General features: G+C 76.3%; 15 protein-coding genes. 9 read left to right on the plus strand and 6 right to left on the minus strand.

The annotated features are described in order from the left end of the window. Nucleotides 1–134 precede the first annotated feature (134 nt). The gene (locus ACI78Q_RS06740; protein WP_456922553.1) at nt 135–2,819 is read right to left on the minus strand and encodes a LuxR C-terminal-related transcriptional regulator; all 2,685 of its coding nucleotides are present in this window, start codon (nt 2,817–2,819) and stop codon (nt 135–137) included. 313 nt (nt 2,820–3,132) lie between these two features. On the opposite strand from ACI78Q_RS06740, the gene ACI78Q_RS06745 reads away from it, so the two are divergent. The 5 genes from ACI78Q_RS06745 (at nt 3,133) to ACI78Q_RS06765 (ending at nt 6,982) form a co-directional block, all read left to right on the plus strand. Then, nucleotides 3,133–4,230, plus strand: a complete 1,098-nt coding sequence (locus ACI78Q_RS06745) for a hypothetical protein (RefSeq protein WP_456922554.1) — start codon at nt 3,133–3,135, stop codon at nt 4,228–4,230. Beyond that, nucleotides 4,227–4,733: an RDD family protein gene (locus ACI78Q_RS06750; protein WP_456922555.1), complete on the plus strand. Its 507-nt coding sequence runs from the start codon at nt 4,227–4,229 to the stop codon at nt 4,731–4,733. The genes ACI78Q_RS06745 and ACI78Q_RS06750 overlap by 4 nt, the downstream gene beginning before the upstream one ends. Nucleotides 4,734–4,792: 59 nt before the next feature. Further along, nucleotides 4,793–6,040: an AI-2E family transporter gene (locus ACI78Q_RS06755; RefSeq protein ID WP_456922556.1), complete on the plus strand. Its 1,248-nt coding sequence runs from the start codon at nt 4,793–4,795 to the stop codon at nt 6,038–6,040. Next, nucleotides 6,037–6,231, plus strand: a complete 195-nt coding sequence (locus ACI78Q_RS06760; protein ID WP_456922557.1) for a hypothetical protein — start codon at nt 6,037–6,039, stop codon at nt 6,229–6,231. Before ACI78Q_RS06755 ends, ACI78Q_RS06760 begins: the two co-directional genes overlap by 4 nt. A gap of 94 nt (nt 6,232–6,325) precedes the next feature. Beyond that, complete coding sequence (locus ACI78Q_RS06765; RefSeq protein WP_456922558.1) at nt 6,326–6,982, plus strand: HD domain-containing protein; 657 nt, start codon at nt 6,326–6,328, stop codon at nt 6,980–6,982. Nucleotides 6,983–6,997: 15 nt separating this feature from the next. On the opposite strand, the gene ACI78Q_RS06770 is transcribed toward ACI78Q_RS06765, so the two are convergent. The 3 genes from ACI78Q_RS06770 to ACI78Q_RS06780 are packed head-to-tail and all read right to left on the minus strand — an operon-like array spanning nt 6,998 to nt 9,256. Then, entirely contained in the window at nt 6,998–7,381 is a 384-nt protein-coding gene (locus tag ACI78Q_RS06770) for an ATP-binding protein (RefSeq protein ID WP_456922559.1), read from the minus strand. A gap of 1 nt (nt 7,382) precedes the next feature. Then, nucleotides 7,383–7,712 carry an STAS domain-containing protein gene (locus ACI78Q_RS06775; RefSeq protein WP_456922560.1) on the minus strand — a complete coding sequence of 110 codons (330 nt, stop codon included), beginning with the start codon at nt 7,710–7,712 and terminating at the stop codon, nt 7,383–7,385. Continuing rightward, nucleotides 7,700–9,256, minus strand: coding sequence for a PP2C family protein-serine/threonine phosphatase (locus tag ACI78Q_RS06780; RefSeq protein WP_456922561.1), 1,557 nt, complete (start codon nt 9,254–9,256; stop codon nt 7,700–7,702). The genes ACI78Q_RS06775 and ACI78Q_RS06780 overlap by 13 nt, the downstream gene beginning before the upstream one ends. A 215-nt stretch (nt 9,257–9,471) precedes the next feature. Here ACI78Q_RS06780 and ACI78Q_RS06785 point away from each other — a divergent pair, with 215 nt between their 5' ends. The 4 genes from ACI78Q_RS06785 (at nt 9,472) to ACI78Q_RS06800 (ending at nt 12,373) form a co-directional block, all read left to right on the plus strand. Continuing rightward, nucleotides 9,472–9,702 (plus strand): hypothetical protein, encoded by a 231-nt coding sequence (locus ACI78Q_RS06785; protein WP_456922562.1) that lies wholly within the window; start codon nt 9,472–9,474, stop codon nt 9,700–9,702. 105 nt (nt 9,703–9,807) lie between these two features. Further along, nucleotides 9,808–10,359, plus strand: coding sequence for a PadR family transcriptional regulator (locus tag ACI78Q_RS06790; protein ID WP_456922563.1), 552 nt, complete (start codon nt 9,808–9,810; stop codon nt 10,357–10,359). Continuing rightward, on the plus strand, nt 10,356–11,045 hold the full coding sequence (locus ACI78Q_RS06795) for an ABC transporter ATP-binding protein (protein ID WP_456922564.1): 690 nt from the start codon (nt 10,356–10,358) through the stop codon (nt 11,043–11,045). The genes ACI78Q_RS06790 and ACI78Q_RS06795 overlap by 4 nt, the downstream gene beginning before the upstream one ends. Then, complete coding sequence (locus tag ACI78Q_RS06800) at nt 11,042–12,373, plus strand: hypothetical protein (protein ID WP_456922565.1); 1,332 nt, start codon at nt 11,042–11,044, stop codon at nt 12,371–12,373. The genes ACI78Q_RS06795 and ACI78Q_RS06800 overlap by 4 nt, the downstream gene beginning before the upstream one ends. Nucleotides 12,374–12,561: 188 nt before the next feature. Here the strand turns inward: ACI78Q_RS06800 and ACI78Q_RS06805 are convergent, their stop codons facing one another. Both ACI78Q_RS06805 and ACI78Q_RS06810 read right to left on the minus strand, forming a co-directional pair. Beyond that, a complete protein-coding gene (locus tag ACI78Q_RS06805) occupies nt 12,562–13,686 on the minus strand; it encodes an acetate/propionate family kinase (protein ID WP_456922566.1) in 1,125 nt (374 codons plus the stop codon). Continuing rightward, nucleotides 13,683–16,103, minus strand: coding sequence for a phosphoketolase family protein (locus ACI78Q_RS06810; protein ID WP_456922567.1), 2,421 nt, complete (start codon nt 16,101–16,103; stop codon nt 13,683–13,685). Before ACI78Q_RS06810 ends, ACI78Q_RS06805 begins: the two co-directional genes overlap by 4 nt. Nucleotides 16,104–16,270 lie beyond the last annotated feature (167 nt).

Genomic DNA, 16,270 nt, shown 5'->3' on the forward strand with positions numbered 1-16,270 from the left:
TCCTCCGTCCGCCGCCCCTGACCGGCCCGCCGCCGGGCTCTCTGGCTCGCGCCGGTCGTGTGGTCGTCACCGGCGAGGGTGGGGCGGCTGCCGGTCCCTCGCCTCGTCCGCCGTGCATGAGGCCGCCGGAGCGGTCAGAGCAGGCCGCGCTCCCGAGCCCGCCGGACCGCCTGGTTCCGCCGGCTGACCGCCAGCTTGCGCAGGATGCTGCGGATGTGCGTGCGCACCGTGTTCACCGAGATGAACATGGTCGCCGCGATCTCGGCGGTGGACAGCATCTCCGCGAGGTGCTGGAGGACCTCCATCTCGCGGTCGCTGAGGTCCTGGACCACCTCCGCCGCCCCGTCCGTCGCGGTGGCGCGACCCTCGCCGCTGTGCGGCTGAGCGGTCGACGAGGGGCTCAGCCACGCGGCAGGCTCCTGCAGCCGGGGGTGGGTGCGCAGCAGGCGGCGCGCCTGGGGCGGGGTGTCGATGAAGGGCCAGCGCAGCAGCTCCGGCCGCGCGAGCTCCAGCGCCACCGCGAGCTCCTCCGCCGCCGCCGTCACGCTGCCGCCCTCCAGCAGCTGGCACGCCCGGATCACGGTGCCCTCCACCGCGGCGGCCGGGTGCCCCGCCCGCTGCGCCTCGGCCGGCGTCGCGGGATCGGGGTCCCCCGACAGCAGGCCGACCGTCGCCTGCAGGCGACGCCGCCACGGCTCACTGGTGCCGCCGTCCCGGAGGATGGCGAGCCCCTCCTCGACGTGACCCCGCGCGACGGCGAGCCGGACCACCTCGCTGACGACCTGCTCGGCGACCCACCGGGGCAGCCGGGGGCCGCGCAGGTACGGGCTCAGGCACCGCTCCGCCGAGTCGTGCTCGTGCCGGAGCCGGAACAGCTGGCTCTGCAGCACCGCGACCACCGCCGCCTCACCGCCGGCGGGCGCGCGGTCGCGAAGTCGGGCGCGCGCCCGGCCCAGCCACTCCCGCGCCTCGGCGAGGGCGTAGCGGCGCAGGTGGACCCAGGCCAGCGTGGTCGCGGCGGCCGGCTCCCGGTCGGCCTCGTCCCGGCCCTCCTCCCCGGCCAGGGCCTCGGCCTCGGCGGCCAGGTGCGCGGCCCGGCTCAGGCGGCCCTCCAGCGCCTCCAGGAGCGCCAGGTGCGCGACGGTGCAGCCGCGCAGCCGGCGTGAGGCCGCCGCCTGGGCCGCCGACGCGGCGGCACGCAGCCCGGAGGTGAGTTCCTCGGAGGGCGCGTCCGTGCCGAGGGCCGCGAGCGCACGCCGCGTGCTCAGCACCGCGGCGCACTCCCGCCGCTCGCGCCGGTCGTCGTCGGGCAGCTCGGCCACCAGCGCCGCGGCGGCGTCGGCGTCGGCGAGCAGTGCGCCCGGCTCGGCGCCCGCTGCGGCGTCCGCCGTCAGGCTGGTGAGCGCGGCCGAGACGCGCAGCGTGGTGCGGTCGCCCTCCTCACGCGCGGTCGCCACGGTGGCGAGGTCGGCCGGGGTGGGGGCGCCACCTCGGGCCAGGGCGACGGCGGCACGGATGACGGCGGCCTCCGGACCGGGGAACCCGGTCGGCAGCGACTGCAGCCCGCGCAACGCGGGGTCGGACCCGTGGGCGAGGAGGCGCATGACCAGCAGGTCGTCGATGAGCAGCCGCGTGGTGAAGCCCCAGTCCTCCGCGGCCACGGCGTGCCCCACCGCCTCCGGCGCCCGGCCCGCCGCGGCGTACCAGGCCGCGCAGGTGCGGTGCAGCGCGGCGACCTCGCCCGGGTGGTCGTAGGCCAGCTGGGCCTGCAGCATCTCGCGGAACAGCGGGTGGATCCGGAACCCACCGGGTGCGCCGGGTGCCTCCTCCACGAACGCGTTGGCGCGGGCCAGCCCCGCGAGCACGCGCCGGCCGACCGGACGGCCGCAGAGCCGGTCCACGAGGTCGGGCCAGAGCTCCGCGGTCACGCTGACCCGCAGCAGGAAGGTCCGGACCCGGGACGCCTGCCGCTGCAGGACCTCCGCGAACAGGTACTGGGCCACGCTCCCGTCGTCGTGGGCCAGGGACGTCACCAGGCGCTCCGGCGGCGCGCCCTGCTTGAGGGAGGCGGCGGCCAGGCGCAGCCCGACCGCCCAGCCCTGCGCCTCCACGCACAGCGCCGAGGCGGCCTCGGGCGACACCGGGGCACCCATGGCGGTCAGCAGCTCGTGGGTCTCCTCGGGCGTGAAGGCCAGGTCGTCACCCCGGATCTCCGCCATCGTCCCGGCGAGCCGGTACTGGTGCAGCGGCAGCAACGGGTCGGCGCGGGCAGACAGCAGCAGCCGCAGCCGGTGGCCCGCGTTCCGCAGGAGCAGGTCGAGACCGCCGGTGATCGACCGGTCTGTGACGTGGTCGGCGTCGTCGACGACGAGGACGACCGGCCGGGGCAGCGCGGCCACCTGCGCGGTGAGCCGCGGGACGAACCAGGTCGGCGGCGGCTCCCCGGGCACGAGTGACGGGAGGTCGGTGCACGGGATCCCGGCGGTGGCCAGCGCCCCGACGACGTAGTTCCAGAAGCAGGCAGGGTCGTCGTCGTAGTCGTCCAGCGTGAGCCAGGCGACCGGCCGGCCGTCGGTCTGGGTCCGCAGCCACGTGGACGCGAGGACCGTCTTCCCGGAGCCCGCGGGCCCGCTGAGCAGGGTCAGCGGGGAGCGCTGGACCGCGCGCGACAGCAGGGTGGTCAGGCGGGGGCGGAGCACGGTGGCGTGCGCCGGGTCGGGTGGGGTCAGCTTGGTGGCCAGCAGGCCGGCCGTGTACGACGCAGGAGCCGGCACCGCCGCACCCGGCGGGTGGGTGTGGGTCGGCGACGGACTCGCCATGACGCGTCCTCCAGCGTGCGGTCCGAACCGTCCCCGGTGTCGCCTGCTCCCTCCGGGCGACCCGACCCGGACGTGGGTCGTTCGCAGGCCAGCGTCGTCCGGTCCCCGGCGGCGCCGCAGAGCCGAAGGTCCTCCCGGCCGCCGTGCTGCGGGAACCGGGGGACGGGGACGCAGGACCCGTCGCAGGATGCCGCGCCGCGGCGGGCGACCGGCTCACCCGTTCCGGATGAGGGAGGGCTCCCGCCTCTGCCCGATGCTGGCGGCTCCGACGCACGGGAGGGCGCATGACGCTGACAGTGGACGGCGGTCCCCGGTGGCCGTGACCCCGGTGCACCCGCCCGTCCGGGGCCTCCGCCCGGTCGGGCCGGCCGGCCCCTCCGGTCGGTCCCCGGCCTCCGCGTCCCCGGCCTCCACGTCCGGGGAGGGCAGCGCGACCGCCGACGCGGTCGACGGCGCCCTCGCCGTCCTCGCGGTCGCCTCGGAGCTCCTCCGGTACCTCGTGGAGACGACGGTCCAGGGCCGCTCCGCCCTCGTCGCCCGCCTGCCGCTGACCGCGGATCGTCTCCCGGGAGTCGTCGCCCACCCGGCCTCGGCCACCCTCCGTGCTCTGGGCGGGATCGCCGACCGCGTGGTCCCCCGCGTGGCCCGCGGGGTGCTCGCCCGCCTCGACGTCCCGGCGCTCGTCCGGGAGTTCGTGGACCTGGACCGGCTGGTGGCGATGGTCGACGTGGACGCCGTGGTGGCACGGGTGGACCTCGACGCCGTCGTGGACCGCGTCGACGTCGAGCGCGTCGTGGACCGGGTGGACGTCGAGCGCGTCGTGGACCGCGTGGACCTCGACCGCGCCGTCGCCCGCGTCGACCTGGACGCCGTCGTGGACCGCGTCGACGTCGAGCGCGTCGTGGACCGGGTGGACCTCGACCGCGCCGTCGCCCGCGTCGACCTCGACGCCGTCGTGGACCGGGTGGACCTCGACCGCGCCGTCGCCCGCGTCGACCTCGACGCCGTCGTGGACCGCGTCGATGTTGAGCGCGTCGTGGACCGGGTGGACCTCGACCGCGCCGTCGCCCGCGTCGACCTCGACGCCGTCGTGGACCGGGTGGACGTGGCGCGCGTGGTCGACCGCGTGGACCTCGACGCCGTCGCCGCCCGGCTCGACCTCGACGCCGTCGTCGCCCGGCTCGACCTCGCCGGGCTGGCGCGGTACGTCGTCGAGGTGATCGACCTGCCCGGCCTCCTGCGCGCCTCGAGCGGCTCGGTCACCTCGGAGATGGCGCGCACCGTGCGCGTCCAGGGCGCGGACGCCGACCGGGCGGTGGAGCGGGTCGTCGACCGGCTGCTGCGCCGGCACGGCGGCCGCGGCGCGACGGGCGACGGCGCCGGCCCCGCGGGACGGGAGCCCCTCCCGTGACCCGGGCCGACGAGCGGCGTCCCCCGGACGGCGGGTACCCGTGGCACGACGCCGCGCTACCCGCCGTCCCGCGCTCCCCGGCCGCGGTGCCCGGCGCGCGGGCCGGCCTGGTCACGCGCTCGCTGGCGAACGTGGTGGACGTGCTCGTCGTCGTGCTGCTTCTGGCCGGCGGGTACGCGGCGGTCGCTGTCGGCCGCTTCCTGCTGGGCCCGACCACCTTCACGTTCCCCGCGCCGCCGCTCGCGACGCTGCTGCTGCTCGGGCTCTGCGTGCAGGCGCTCTACTTCGCCGCGACCTGGGCGGAGATCGGGAGCACCTACGGCGACCGGCTGCTCGGCCTGCACGTCGGGGACGACCTGGGCGAGCGGCTGGGCTGGGGCCGGTGCACGGTCCGCGCGGTGCTCTGCGCCTTCTTCCCCGTCGGGTTGCTCTGGGTGCTGGTGAGCCGCAGCAACCGCTCGGTGCAGGACGTGCTGCTGCGGACCTCCGTCCTGTACGACTGAGGCCCGATCACCCTCCCGAGGGGACGCTGCGGCCGACCGCGATCGCCATCGTGGGCGGCATGCCGGAGCCCGAGGTCCGACGCGCCCTGCCGCTGTGGCTCACCGTGGTCCTCGGCACCGCCGGCGCGGCCGTCGCGCTCTGGGGCGTCTCCACCTACGCGGGCTTCCTCGCCCCCGTCCTCCTGGCGTTCGTGCTGGTCGTCACCGTCCACCCGCTCGTGGGCGCGCTGGTCCGCCGCGGCGTGCGGCGGGGCCTCGCGGTCGGGCTGGCCGTCCTGCTGGTGGACGGCGGACTCCTCCTCTTCACCGCCGCCCTCGTCGTGTCGGTCGGCCAGCTCGCGACCGTGCTGCCGCAGTACTCCGACGAGTGGCAGGGGCTGCTGGACGGCGTGCGCAGCGCCCTGACCGCGGCGGGCATCGGCCGGGACCAGGCGGAGTCGATGCTCGGTTCGCTGGACCTCTCCTCGGTCGTCTCCGCCGTCGGCGGACTGCTGGCCGGCGTGACCCGGTCGGTCGGTGCCCTGGTCCTGGTGCTCGCCACGGTGCTGTTCATGACGGCCGAGAGCGCCGGGATGCCCGAGCGGCTGGCCGCGGTGCCCGGCACGTGGCGGCTGCGGGCGGCCCTCGGCGGCTTCGCCCGCAACACCCGGCGCTACCTGGTCGTGACGACCGTGTTCGGCTTCGCCGTGGCCGTCGTCGACACGGTCGCGCTGGTCCTGATGGGCATCCCGCTGGCCCTGCTGTGGGGACTGCTGTCCTTCCTGACCAACTACGTCCCCAACATCGGGTTCTTCCTCGGGCTGGCGCCGCCGACGTTGCTCGCCCTCCTGGTCGGCGGGCCGCGGCTGGCGGTCCTCGTGGTCGTCGTCTACGCCGCGGCGAACTTCGTGCTGCAGTCGGTCATCCAGCCGGTCGTGGTGGGCGAGTCGGTCGGCCTGTCGGTCACGCTGACCTTCCTGTCGGTCATCGTCTGGACGGTGGTCCTGGGGCCGATGGGCGCGATCCTGGCGATCCCCCTCACGCTGTTCGTGCACGCCCTCCTCGTCGTCCAGGACCCCGACCGGCGGTGGGCCAGGGTCCTGCTCGCAGGGCTCTCCGGCGCCGAGCCGGCCGGTGGGCGGGCGCGGGGCGATCGGCGGCGGCGGGCGGACCACGGCGTGCCGGCTCCCCGGGCGGGGTCGTCTGCGCCGGACGATGCCCCGCAGCCGGTGTCGGGGCCAGGCTCGCGACGTCCGGGGACGCCGCAGGACGTCGCGCTCGAACCGGAGAGCGCGCAGCCGGACCGACCGGCGGGAGGTCTGCCATGACGACGGTCGCGCCCAGTCCGGATCGCTTCGGCGTCCTGGACAGCCTCATCGTCCGTGCCCTGGCCGAGCTGCGAGCGGCGCGACGTGCCTGCGGGAGCGGGAACGACCCCGCGCGCCTCGACCGCCGGACGCGGGCGGAGAACGACCTCAACGCCCTCCTGGAGTACCGCCACGCCGCACACCAGCGGTGACACGCCCAGCCACCATCCGCCGCGGATGAGGCGCCGCCGTCGGCGGCCGGGTGTCCTCGGTGTCCGACACCCGCCGGACCGGGGAGAGAAGCGCGTGCCACCGCAACAGGACCGTCCCGGGACGGCGGAGAGGACGCGCCGGGCGACCGACGAGCTCGTCTCGTACCCGCTGATCGTCGACGAGGCCCGCTGGCTGGCCACCCGCCTGCTGTGCCTCTCGGGGCTGCGCTGGCAGCACGCCCGGGCCGTGGCGCGTCGCGCGAGGTCCGTGTCGGCGGTGGTCGCGCCGGCCGACCGGCCCCTGCTGGTCGCCGCCGCCTGGGTCCACGACATCGGCTACGCCCCGAGTGTCCGGCGCACCGGCTTCCACGCCCTGGACGGCGCCCTGTACCTGCGCGACCACGACTGGCCGGCGGTCGTCGTGGGGCTGGTGGCCCACCACTCCGGCGCGCGGTTCGTGGCCGAGAGCTGGGGTCTGGGGGAGCTCATGCGGGAGTTCGACGCCGACGTCCACGGCTGCGGCCCGCTGGCCGACGCGCTGACCTACGCCGACCAGACCACCGGCCCCGACGGCCGGCCCATGCGGGTCGACGACCGGCTCGCCGACATGCTGCGCCGGCACGGTCCCGACAGTCCCAACGGCCGCGCCCACCCGCTGCGCGCGCCGGCCGTCCGCGCCGCCGTCCGCCGGACCGAGCAGCGCCTGCAACGGGTCCGGGCGGAGTCCGACACCCGCGCACGGGCGTGGTGACGCCGCTCCCGGCGGCTACGTGACGGGGACGGCGAGCTCGAACCAGACCGTCTTGTCCGCGCTGCCGCGGCGGCGGCGCGCGCCCCAGCGGTCGGCGAGGGTGGCGACCAGCCGCAGCCCGCGACCGTGCTCGGTGGTGACCGCCGGGTTGCGCAGCAGCGGCTGCCCGGGGCCGTCGTCGGTGACGCCGATCCACAACCGGCCCTCGGCGGGCAGGTAGCGCACGTCCACGACGAACTGGCGCACCCCGGCGTGGCGGATGGCGTTGGTGGCCAGCTCGGAGACCAGCAGCGCCGCGGTCTGGCACAGCGCGGGCGGGACGGAGGCCAGCAGGTCGGTGACGTAGCCGCGGGCGGCCGGCACCGAGTCCGGCCACGCCGTGAAGGTCCGGCTGGTCATGTCAGGCTCCGTCCAGGCCGAGCCGGTCGGCCAGGCCGAGCACCTCGATGACGCGGCGGACCGGCGGCGCGGCCGCGCGGGTCCGCACGGGCGAGAAGCGGTTGGCCAGCCGGATGAGCACCGCCACGCCGGAGGAGTCGAGGAACCGCAGGTCGGCCAGGTCGACCAGCAGCGGCTGCACCTCGCGGGCCAGCAGCTCCTCCAGCGGCGCGGCGACGTCGGCGACGCCGGCCACGTCCAGCTCGCCGCCCAGGGTCGCGACCAGGCCACCGGATCCGGGGTCGGGTGCGACGCGGAGCCGCGCCCGCGGGGTCGCCACTACCTCGTCCATCGCATCCCCAGCAGAACGGTGTCGTCCTTCCCACCCCCGGCGGTGAGGGTGGCCAGCACATCGTCCACGGTTCCGGTCAGCGGCCGGGAGTCGGCCTCGGCCGCGGCGGCGACCAGCCGCTCCAGCCCGGTGTCGATGACCTCGCCGGAGCGTTCGACGAGCCCGTCGGTGAACGCCAGCAGCGTCGCCGGCCCGGACACCGTCACCGTCGACGGCTCGGGCCCCGCGGCGGTCCCGACGCCGATCGGCGGGGTCAGCGGGCAGTCCAGCAGCCGCGCCCGGCCGCCGCTGACGAGCACCGGCGCGAAGTGTCCGGCCGAGACCAGCCGCACCCGGCCGGCCCGGGCGTCGAGCTCGCCGAGCAGCACGGTGGCGAACTGGTGGTCGACGTCGACGTCGAGCAGCCCGCGCAGGCGGGTGAGGACGGCGGCGATGTCGTGGCCCTCGGCGAGGTAGGCGCGCACCGCGAACCGCAGCGCGGCCATCGTCGTGGCCGCGGGCAGGCCGCGGCCGGAGACGTCCCCGACGACGAAGACCACGCAGCCGGGACCGCGGGTGATGACGTCGAACCAGTCACCGCCGACCTCGAGGGCGTCGACGCCGGCGACGTAGCGCGCGGCCACCTCCACCCCCGCGACGGCGGGCACGGTCGGCAGCAGGGCGTTCTGCAGCGTGCCGGCGATGCCCCGCTGCTCCCGGTACAGCCGCTCGTTCTCCGCGGCCAGCCCCTCGGCGACCGCGCGCCGCCGCGACACGTACTCGAGGGTCGCCGCACCGGTGGCGGCCAGCGCCAGACCGGCGTCGAGGACGATCCACGGCAGCGCCGAGGCGAGTGCCCCGGTGAGCGGGGTCGGCGACGCACCGACGATCGTGACCTCCGCACTGCCGAACGGCACCGACGTCGTCTGGGTGTCCCCGCGGATGGGCAGGGGCGCCGTGGACTGCAGCAGCTGCTCCGGCTCCGTCCCCGACCCGAGGTACAGGGCGAGGTCCAGGCCCTCGACCGGCGAGTCCGGGGTCACCTGCATCCGGCGGTCGGGCGCCAGCGGCGACTCGGCGTAGATGACCAGGTCGGTGTTGTCCTGCGCCGGCATCAGCGCGTAGGCCAGCCGATCCGGGGAGCCGGACACGATGCCCAGGATGACCAGGTCCCCGGTCGGCTCCAGCTCGCTCAGGACGTCGGGCCCGCCGTCGGGCAGCAGCGGCTCGACGCCCTGGACGGCCACCTGCTCGGCGGTGGAGTCCGTGGTCCGCCACAGAGACAGCGACTGCCCCGTCCGCGTCAGCTCGCCGGCGGCCCAGCGGGCGAAGACGTCGGGGTCGGCCTCGGTGTTGACCGCGACCTGGGCGATGTCGGCCAGTTGCACCCGGAGCACCGCCGCCTGGGTGGTCAGCAGCGTGCCGACCTGGTCCAGCTGGCGGTCCAGCAGCCGCTGCTCGCTGTGCTCGGTGACCTCCCAGGTCAGGACGGTCAGCCCGGCCGTGATCGCGACCAGCAGCAGCGCGACGAGGACGCTCATCCGGCGTCGCGCGGCCATCCCCATGTCCGGGCCAGGGTAACCAGCCCGGCCTGCGGGTCCGGCGGGCCACGCCGCCGCCCGGGCGGGACGGCGCGGGAGCACCCGGCGGGTTCCGACCTACGTCGTTCCGATTACGGACGGCGATGACGCGCCCACGTCTGGTTGACGTGTGCTCGCCGACCCGGATTGATTTCCCCATCGGGCGCCACAGGGGGTGCCTCTTCCCCGAGGAGTGCGGGATGCCGGTGTGGACGGTGCAGATCGCAGGCGGCGCGGACGAGACCGTGGAGGCCGAGCTGATGACCACTGACGGCGGGGCGCTGGTCGCGCTGTCCGAGGACGGCCTGCTGCTCCGGGCGTGGGCAGTGGGCCAGTGGCGGACGGTCCAGCACCGCGCCGACGTGCACCGGCACTCGCCGGGGCCGGCGCACCGCGGGGAGGGCATCCCGGTCGGCCTCCCGCGCCGCTGATCCCCGTCCGGGGCGGCTGACGCGACGCTCGCCCCTCGCTGCTCGGCGCGGCCTCCGCGTCGACAGCTATTCACTCGGTGTCTACTCGTGGTGTAGACAGTCACCGTGTCCCTTCCCGAGCTGCACCTCGCGCTGCTGACCGGTGGACCGCGCCACGGCTACGACCTCAAGCAGGAGCACGACGCCTGGTTCCCCGACAGCCGTCCGCTGCCGTTCGGCCAGGTGTACGCGACCCTCGGCCGGCTGCAGCGCGACGGCCTGGCCGAGGTGGTCGAGACGCGGGTGGAGGGCGGCCCCGAGCGGACGGTCTACGCGCTGACCGAGGAGGGCGAGCGGCGGCTGCGGGCGTGGCTGGCCGAGCCCGCGGCACCCACCGGCTCCGGCACCGAGGAGATCGTCCGCAAGACGGTCGCGGCCCTGCACACCGGTCTCGGCGTGCGCGATCTCGTGGCCCGCCAGCGAGCGGCGCACCTGCGCCGGATCCGCGAGCTGCAGCGCACCCCGGCCGGCACCGGCCCCGCCGAGCGGCTGGTCCGTCAACACCTGATCGCCCATCTGGACGCCGACCTGCGCTGGCTGGAACTGGCCACCGAGCTCCTGCCCCCGCCCGCCGGTGACCGGCCGGCCGACCCCGACCTCGAGAGGACGACACCATGAGCCCGACACCCGCCGCCGCGGTGCACCTGACCGGCGTCAGCCACTCCTACGGGACGACCCAGGCCCTGCGCGACGTGTCGCTGACGGTGGCCGCAGGGGAGGTCCTCGCGGTCACGGGCCCGAGCGGCTCGGGCAAGTCGACGCTGCTCCTGCTGGCCGCCGGCGTGCTCCGGGTGCAGACCGGGCGGGTGGCGGTCGGCGACACCGAGCTGGCCGACCTGGACGAGGCGGGCCGCGCGCGGCTGCGCCGGCGGTCGATCGGCCTGGTGCTGCAGTTCGGGCAGCTGGTGCCCGACCTGCCGCTGCTGGACAACGTCGCCCTGCCGCTCCTGCTGGAGGGGCACGAGCCGCGGCAGGCCCGGGCGGCCGCGGCCGGCTGGCTGGAACGCGTCGGCCTCGACGTGGACCCGCGCACCCTGCCCGACGCGCTCTCCGGTGGGCAGGCCCAGCGCGCGGCGATCGCCCGCGCACTGCTCCCCGGCCCGGCACTGGTGCTGGCCGACGAGCCCACCGCGAGCCTGGACGTCGCCGCCGGCCGCGGGCTGCTGGACCTGCTGATCGGCACGACGACGGCCGCCGGCGGCGCGGTCGTCCTGGTCACCCACGACAACGCGGTCGCCGCCCGGGCCGACCGGGAGCTGCGCCTGCTCGACGGCGCCGTGGCGCACGAGGTGACGCTGTCGTGAGGCTCCCCACCGCCTGGCTCCTCGCTGCCCCTGGTTCCGCGGCGGGCAGCACCCGGACCCGCCTCGTGGCGGCCGGTACCGCTGTCGCCGGCGGGTTGCTGATCGCCGCCCTGGCCGTCCTGCGGGTGCCCACGGTCGCCGTGCAGGACGTCGGCACCGCGTCGATCGACCCGACGTACTCCCCGCTGGTCCACGAGGCGGGGCTGCGGCCGGGTGTGGTCACCGGCTTCGTGCTCCTGCTCCTGCCCGCCCTGGTGCTCACCTGGCAGGCGGTCACCACGGGCAGCGCCCGGCGGGCCGCCGTCCACCGGGCGCTGGCGGTCGCCGGGGCCGCGCCGGGTGAGCTGCGCCTGGTCGCCGCGGTGGACGCCGGCGCCGCCGCGCTGCTCGGCGGCGCGCTGACCGGTCCCGTGTACCTGGTGCTGTGGCTGGTGTTCGGCGCGTCCGCAGGGCCGGTGCGGCTGCTCCCGCCGCTGGGCGCGGCCGACCTGGCGGCGTGGCTGCTCGTCGCCGTCCTGGCCGCCGGTGTCGGTGCGGCCGCCGGGGCGCGGGCGGCGGCGCGCCGGCCGCGCCGTCGCCCCCGCACGGCGGTCCGGCTGGCCGCGGTCGGCCTCGCCGTCGCGGCGCTGTTCGCGGCGGTCCAGCCGACCGGGCTGGGGCGACAGGCCCAGGTGGTCGTCGTCTGCGCCGCCGTGGTCGCGCTGCTCGGCACGGTGCTGCTGGCCGGCTCGGCGTGGGTGGAGTGGCGGCACCGCCGGCTGGTCCGCAGCCGGCGGCCGGTCGACGTGCTCGCCGCCGGTGGGCTGCGGGCCCTCGCGGGGCCCGCCGGCCGGGCGGCGGGAGCGGTCACCGCCTCCGGGGTCGCCCTCGGCGTCACGGCCGCCCTGGCCGGCGTCTTCGCCCGGCTCACCGCCACCTTCGACCCGCTGGCCGCGAGCGGCCTGCTGCTGGCCGCCTCGGCGGCCGCGCTGGCGGTGCTGGCGGCGACCGCGGCGATGGCGCTCGCGGCCGCCGACGACCTGGTGACCAACGCCCGGTCGCTGGCCTCGGTCGCCGCCCTGGGCGCGGAGCCGGCGGTGCTCGAGCATGTCCAGCTGCGCCGGCTGACCGCCACCACCGTCACGCCGCTGGTCGCGGGCACCCTCGTCGGCGGCCTGGGGTACGCCCTGCTCGACTCCGGGTTCCGGCCCAGCGCCCCGGTCGGGTTCGTCCTCGTCACCGCGGTCGTCGCCGGGGTGCTCGCCCGCGGCCTGTGCGCACTGGTCACCCGGGCGCTGCGCGGCCGGCTGCGCGACGCCGCCGACGCGACCAACCTGCGGATCGCCTGATGGAGCCGGAGCCGCAGCACCCCGCCGAGCCGGCCTGGATCGTCGCGGCCCGCCAACTGGCCGACGAGGCCCGGACGGACCCGCGGAGGGCCAGGGCGCGGGCGTCGTCCCGCCGACGTCCCCGACGCCTCCGGGCCGCCTCGCCGAGCCGACGGGACGCCGACGACGGGGACCACCACGCCGGGCCGTCATCCCACGGGACCGACCACCGTGCGCCCGTCCTCCAGGACCGCCAGGACCTGACGGCGGATCTCCAGGTCCTCGCGCGCGGTGACGACGACGGTCCGTGCGGCCGCACCCGGCGCGGTGATCTCACCGTCGCCGGTGGTCGCGCGGTTCCGTTCCTCGTCGACGCCGAGCCCGAGGTGGCCCAGGGCCGCCCCGACCGCGGCGCGGACCGGTGGGGCGTGCTCCCCCACTCCCCCGGTCACGACCAGCAGGTCGAGCCCTCCGGTGGCGGCGGTCATCGCCGCGATCTCGCGGGACAGCCGGTGCACGTACACGTCGAAGGCGAGGGTGCAGTCCGGATCGCCGTCCGCGCGTCCGGCGAGGACCTCGCGCAGGTCCCCCGACGTCCCCGACAGCCCCCGGAGCCCGGCGTGGTGCTCCAGCACGTCGGCCAGTTCCGCTACGGGGACGCCCCCGTGCTGGAGGAGCCACAGCAGCAGTCCCGGGTCGAGCGTGCCGGGGCGGGTGTTCATGACCAGACCGGCCAGCGGGGTGAACCCCATGGTCGTGTCGACCGACCGGCCGGCCCGCACGGCGGCCAGCGAGGCCCCGGCCCCGAGGTGGCAGGAGACGATGCGCAGGTCCTCGGCGGACCGGCCGGCCAGCTCCGAGCCGCGGCGGACCGCCCAGGCGTGGGACAGCCCGTGGAAGCCGTACCGGCGCAGCCCCCATCGGCTGTTCCACTCCCGCGGCACGGCATAGGTCCGCGCGGCCGGGGGCAGCGACGCGTGGAAGGTGGTGTCGAAGCAGGCGACCTGCGGCACACCGGGCAGCAGGCCGGTCGTCGCCTCGATGCCGGCGAGGGCACGCGGGTTGTGCAGCGGGGCCAGGTGGCTGACCGACCACAGGTGGCTGGTCAGCAGGTCGTCGACGAGGGCCGGGCCGCCGTGCCGGGGGCCGCCGTGCACCACCCGGTGGCCGACGGCGTCGACGTCCCCGTGGTCGGCGAGGAACGCCCGGAGCGGCTGCAGGTGCCCGGCGCCCGCCCACGGCTGCACCGTCCGGCTCCCCGCGACGCCGCCGTCGTCGGCCAGGAGGGACAGCTTCAGGCTGCTGGAGCCGGCGTTGACGACCAGGACCCTCACGAGGACGCCGGCTCGTGCAGCGGCTCGTCGCGGCCGACGACGGTGGGGCCCGCGACGGAGCCCCACTGCCAGTCGCGGATCTCGGGCAGGTCCTCGCCGTGGGCCCGCACGTACTGGCGGTGCCGGATGAGCGTGGTGCGCAGCCGGTCCCGCAGGTGGGCCGCCCGTGTCCGCAGCCGCGGCACCCGGTCGATGACGTCGATGGCCAGGTCGAAGCGGTCCAGCCCGTTGAGGACGCACATGTCGAACGGCGTGGTGGTGGTCCCCTCCTCGACGTAGCCGCGCACGTGGACGTTGTCGTGGTTGCGGCGGCGGTAGGTCAGCCGGTGGATCAGCCACGGATAGCCGTGGTAGGCGAAGATCACCGGCTTGTCGGTGGTGAAGTAGGAGTCGAACTCGGCGTCGGAGAGCCCGTGCGGGTGGGCGCGGTCGTCCTGCAGCCGCATCAGGTCGACGACGTTGACCACGCGGATCCGCAGGTCGGGGAAGGCCGCGCGGAGGATGTCGACGGCGGCGAGGGTCTCCATCGTCGGGACGTCGCCCGCGCACGCCATGACGACGTCCGGCTCGGATCCCGCGTCGGTGCTGGCCCACTCCCAGATGCCGAGGCCCTTGGTGCAGTGCGCTATCGCGGCGTCCACGTCCAGGTACTGCAGCGCCGGCTGCTTGCCCGCGACGATCACGTTGACGTACTGGCGGGTCCGCAGGCAGTGGTCGGCGACCGAGAGCAGGGTGTTGGCGTCCGGCGGCAGGTACACCCGGATGACGTCGGCCTTCTTGTTGACCACGTGGTCGATGAAGCCGGGGTCCTGGTGGGAGAAGCCGTTGTGGTCCTGTCGCCACACGTGCGAGGTGAGCAGGTAGTTCAGCGACGCGATCGGCCGCCGCCACGGGATGCCGTTGGTGGTCTTCAGCCACTTGGCGTGCTGGTTGACCATCGAGTCGACGACGTGGATGAACGCCTCGTAGCAGGAGAAGAACCCGTGCCGGCCGGTGAGGAGGTAGCCCTCCAGCCAGCCCTGGCAGAGGTGTTCCGACAGCACCTCCATGACCCGCCCGCCGGGCGCGAGGTGGTCGTCGTCGGGCTCCCGCCGCGCCATCCAGGCCCGGTCGGTCACCTCCAGCACCGCGCCGAGCCGGTTGGAGTTGTTCTCGTCGGGGGCGAACACCCGGAAGGTGGTGGGGTTCCGCCGCACCACCTCCCGCAGGAACGTGCCGAGCACGCGGGTGGCCTCCACCGCGCCCGTGCCCGGCTCGGGCACCGGGACGGCGCAGTCGCGGAAGTCGGGCATCCGCAGCGGCTGCAGGAGCGCGCCGCCGTTGGCGTGCGGGTTGGCGCTCATCCGGCGCTGCCCGTGCGGGTGCAGGTCCCGGACGGCGGCGACGGGGGCGCCGGTCTCGTCGAACAGCTCCTCCGGTCGGTAGCTGCGCATCCACGCCTCGAGGACCTCCCGGTGGCCGTCGTCGTCGCGGGCGTTGGCGAAGGGCACCTGGTGGGCGCGCCAGGTGCCCTCGACGCGGTGGCCGTCGACGTCGGCGGGACCGGTCCAGCCCTTCGGGGAGCGCAGCACGATCATCGGCCAGCGCGGCCGCGTCAGGTCGCCGTCCGCCCGCGCCCGCCGCTGGATGGCGGCGATCTGGTCCAGGCACTCGTCGAGGGCGGCGGCGAACCCCTGGTGCATGCGCGCCGGGTCGGAGCCCTCGACGAGGTGCGGCGTGTAGCCGTAGCCGCGGAACAAGGCCTCGAGCTCCTCGGGCTCGATGCGGGCCAGCACGGTGGGATTGGCGATCTTGTAGCCGTTGAGGTGCAGGATCGGGAGGACGGCGCCGTCGCGGGCCGGGTCGAGGAACTTGTTGCCGTGCCAGCTGGTGGCCAGCGGCCCGGTCTCCGCCTCCCCGTCCCCCACGACCGCGGCCACGAGGAGGTCGGGGTTGTCGAACGCGGCGCCGTGGGCGTGCATCAGGGCGTAGCCGAGCTCGCCGCCCTCGTGGATCGAGCCCGGGGTCTCCGGGGCGACGTGGCTGGGGATCCCGCCCGGGAAGCTGAACTGGGTGAACAGCCGCTTCATCCCGGCCGCGTCCAAGGAGACCTCCGGGTAGACCTCGCTGTAGGTGCCCTCCAGCCAGGCCGCCGCGACCGGTCCGGGGCCGCCGTGACCCGGGCCCATCACGTACACCGTGTCCAGGTCGCGGGCGGCGATGGCCCGGTTGAGGTGGGCGTACACGAAGTTGAGGCCGGGGGTCGTGCCCCAGTGGCCGAGCAGCCGGGGTTTGACGTGTTCCGGCCGCAGCGGCTCCCGCAGCAGCGGGTTGTCCATGAGGTAGATCTGGCCCACGGAGAGGTAGTTCGCCGCGCGCCACCACGCGTCGAGCGCCGCCAGCTCCCCCTCGGTCAGCGGCCCGGCCGGGTCGGTCACCGGCCCCTCCCTCCGGTTCGCAGGCCCCGTGCAGCGGGGCGCGGGGTCCTCCACCACATCGCCGATGCCGGCCTGCGGGCCAGGGACGGAGGTCCCGTCCGTCGGGTCGTCGGTCTCGGCCGACCCCCGTGCGCCGGTCCCCCACGCGCGGGCCCAGCGCCCCGTCC

This window comes from Geodermatophilus sp. SYSU D00705, from assembly GCF_054050135.1.

Excerpts from the sequence above, each read along its gene's own strand:
- ACI78Q_RS06740 (WP_456922553.1), bottom strand. The coding sequence starts at position 2,819 with ATGGCGAGTCCGTCGCCGACCCACACCCACCCGCCGGGTGCGGCGGTG.
- ACI78Q_RS06755 (WP_456922556.1), top strand. The coding sequence starts at position 4,793 with ATGCCGGAGCCCGAGGTCCGACGCGCCCTGCCGCTGTGGCTCACCGTG.
- ACI78Q_RS06760 (WP_456922557.1), top strand. The coding sequence starts at position 6,037 with ATGACGACGGTCGCGCCCAGTCCGGATCGCTTCGGCGTCCTGGACAGC.
- ACI78Q_RS06770 (WP_456922559.1), bottom strand. The coding sequence starts at position 7,381 with ATGACCAGCCGGACCTTCACGGCGTGGCCGGACTCGGTGCCGGCCGCC.
- ACI78Q_RS06775 (WP_456922560.1), bottom strand. The coding sequence starts at position 7,712 with ATGGACGAGGTAGTGGCGACCCCGCGGGCGCGGCTCCGCGTCGCACCC.
- ACI78Q_RS06780 (WP_456922561.1), bottom strand. The coding sequence starts at position 9,256 with ATGGGGATGGCCGCGCGACGCCGGATGAGCGTCCTCGTCGCGCTGCTG.
- ACI78Q_RS06785 (WP_456922562.1), top strand. The coding sequence starts at position 9,472 with ATGCCGGTGTGGACGGTGCAGATCGCAGGCGGCGCGGACGAGACCGTG.
- ACI78Q_RS06795 (WP_456922564.1), top strand. The coding sequence starts at position 10,356 with ATGAGCCCGACACCCGCCGCCGCGGTGCACCTGACCGGCGTCAGCCAC.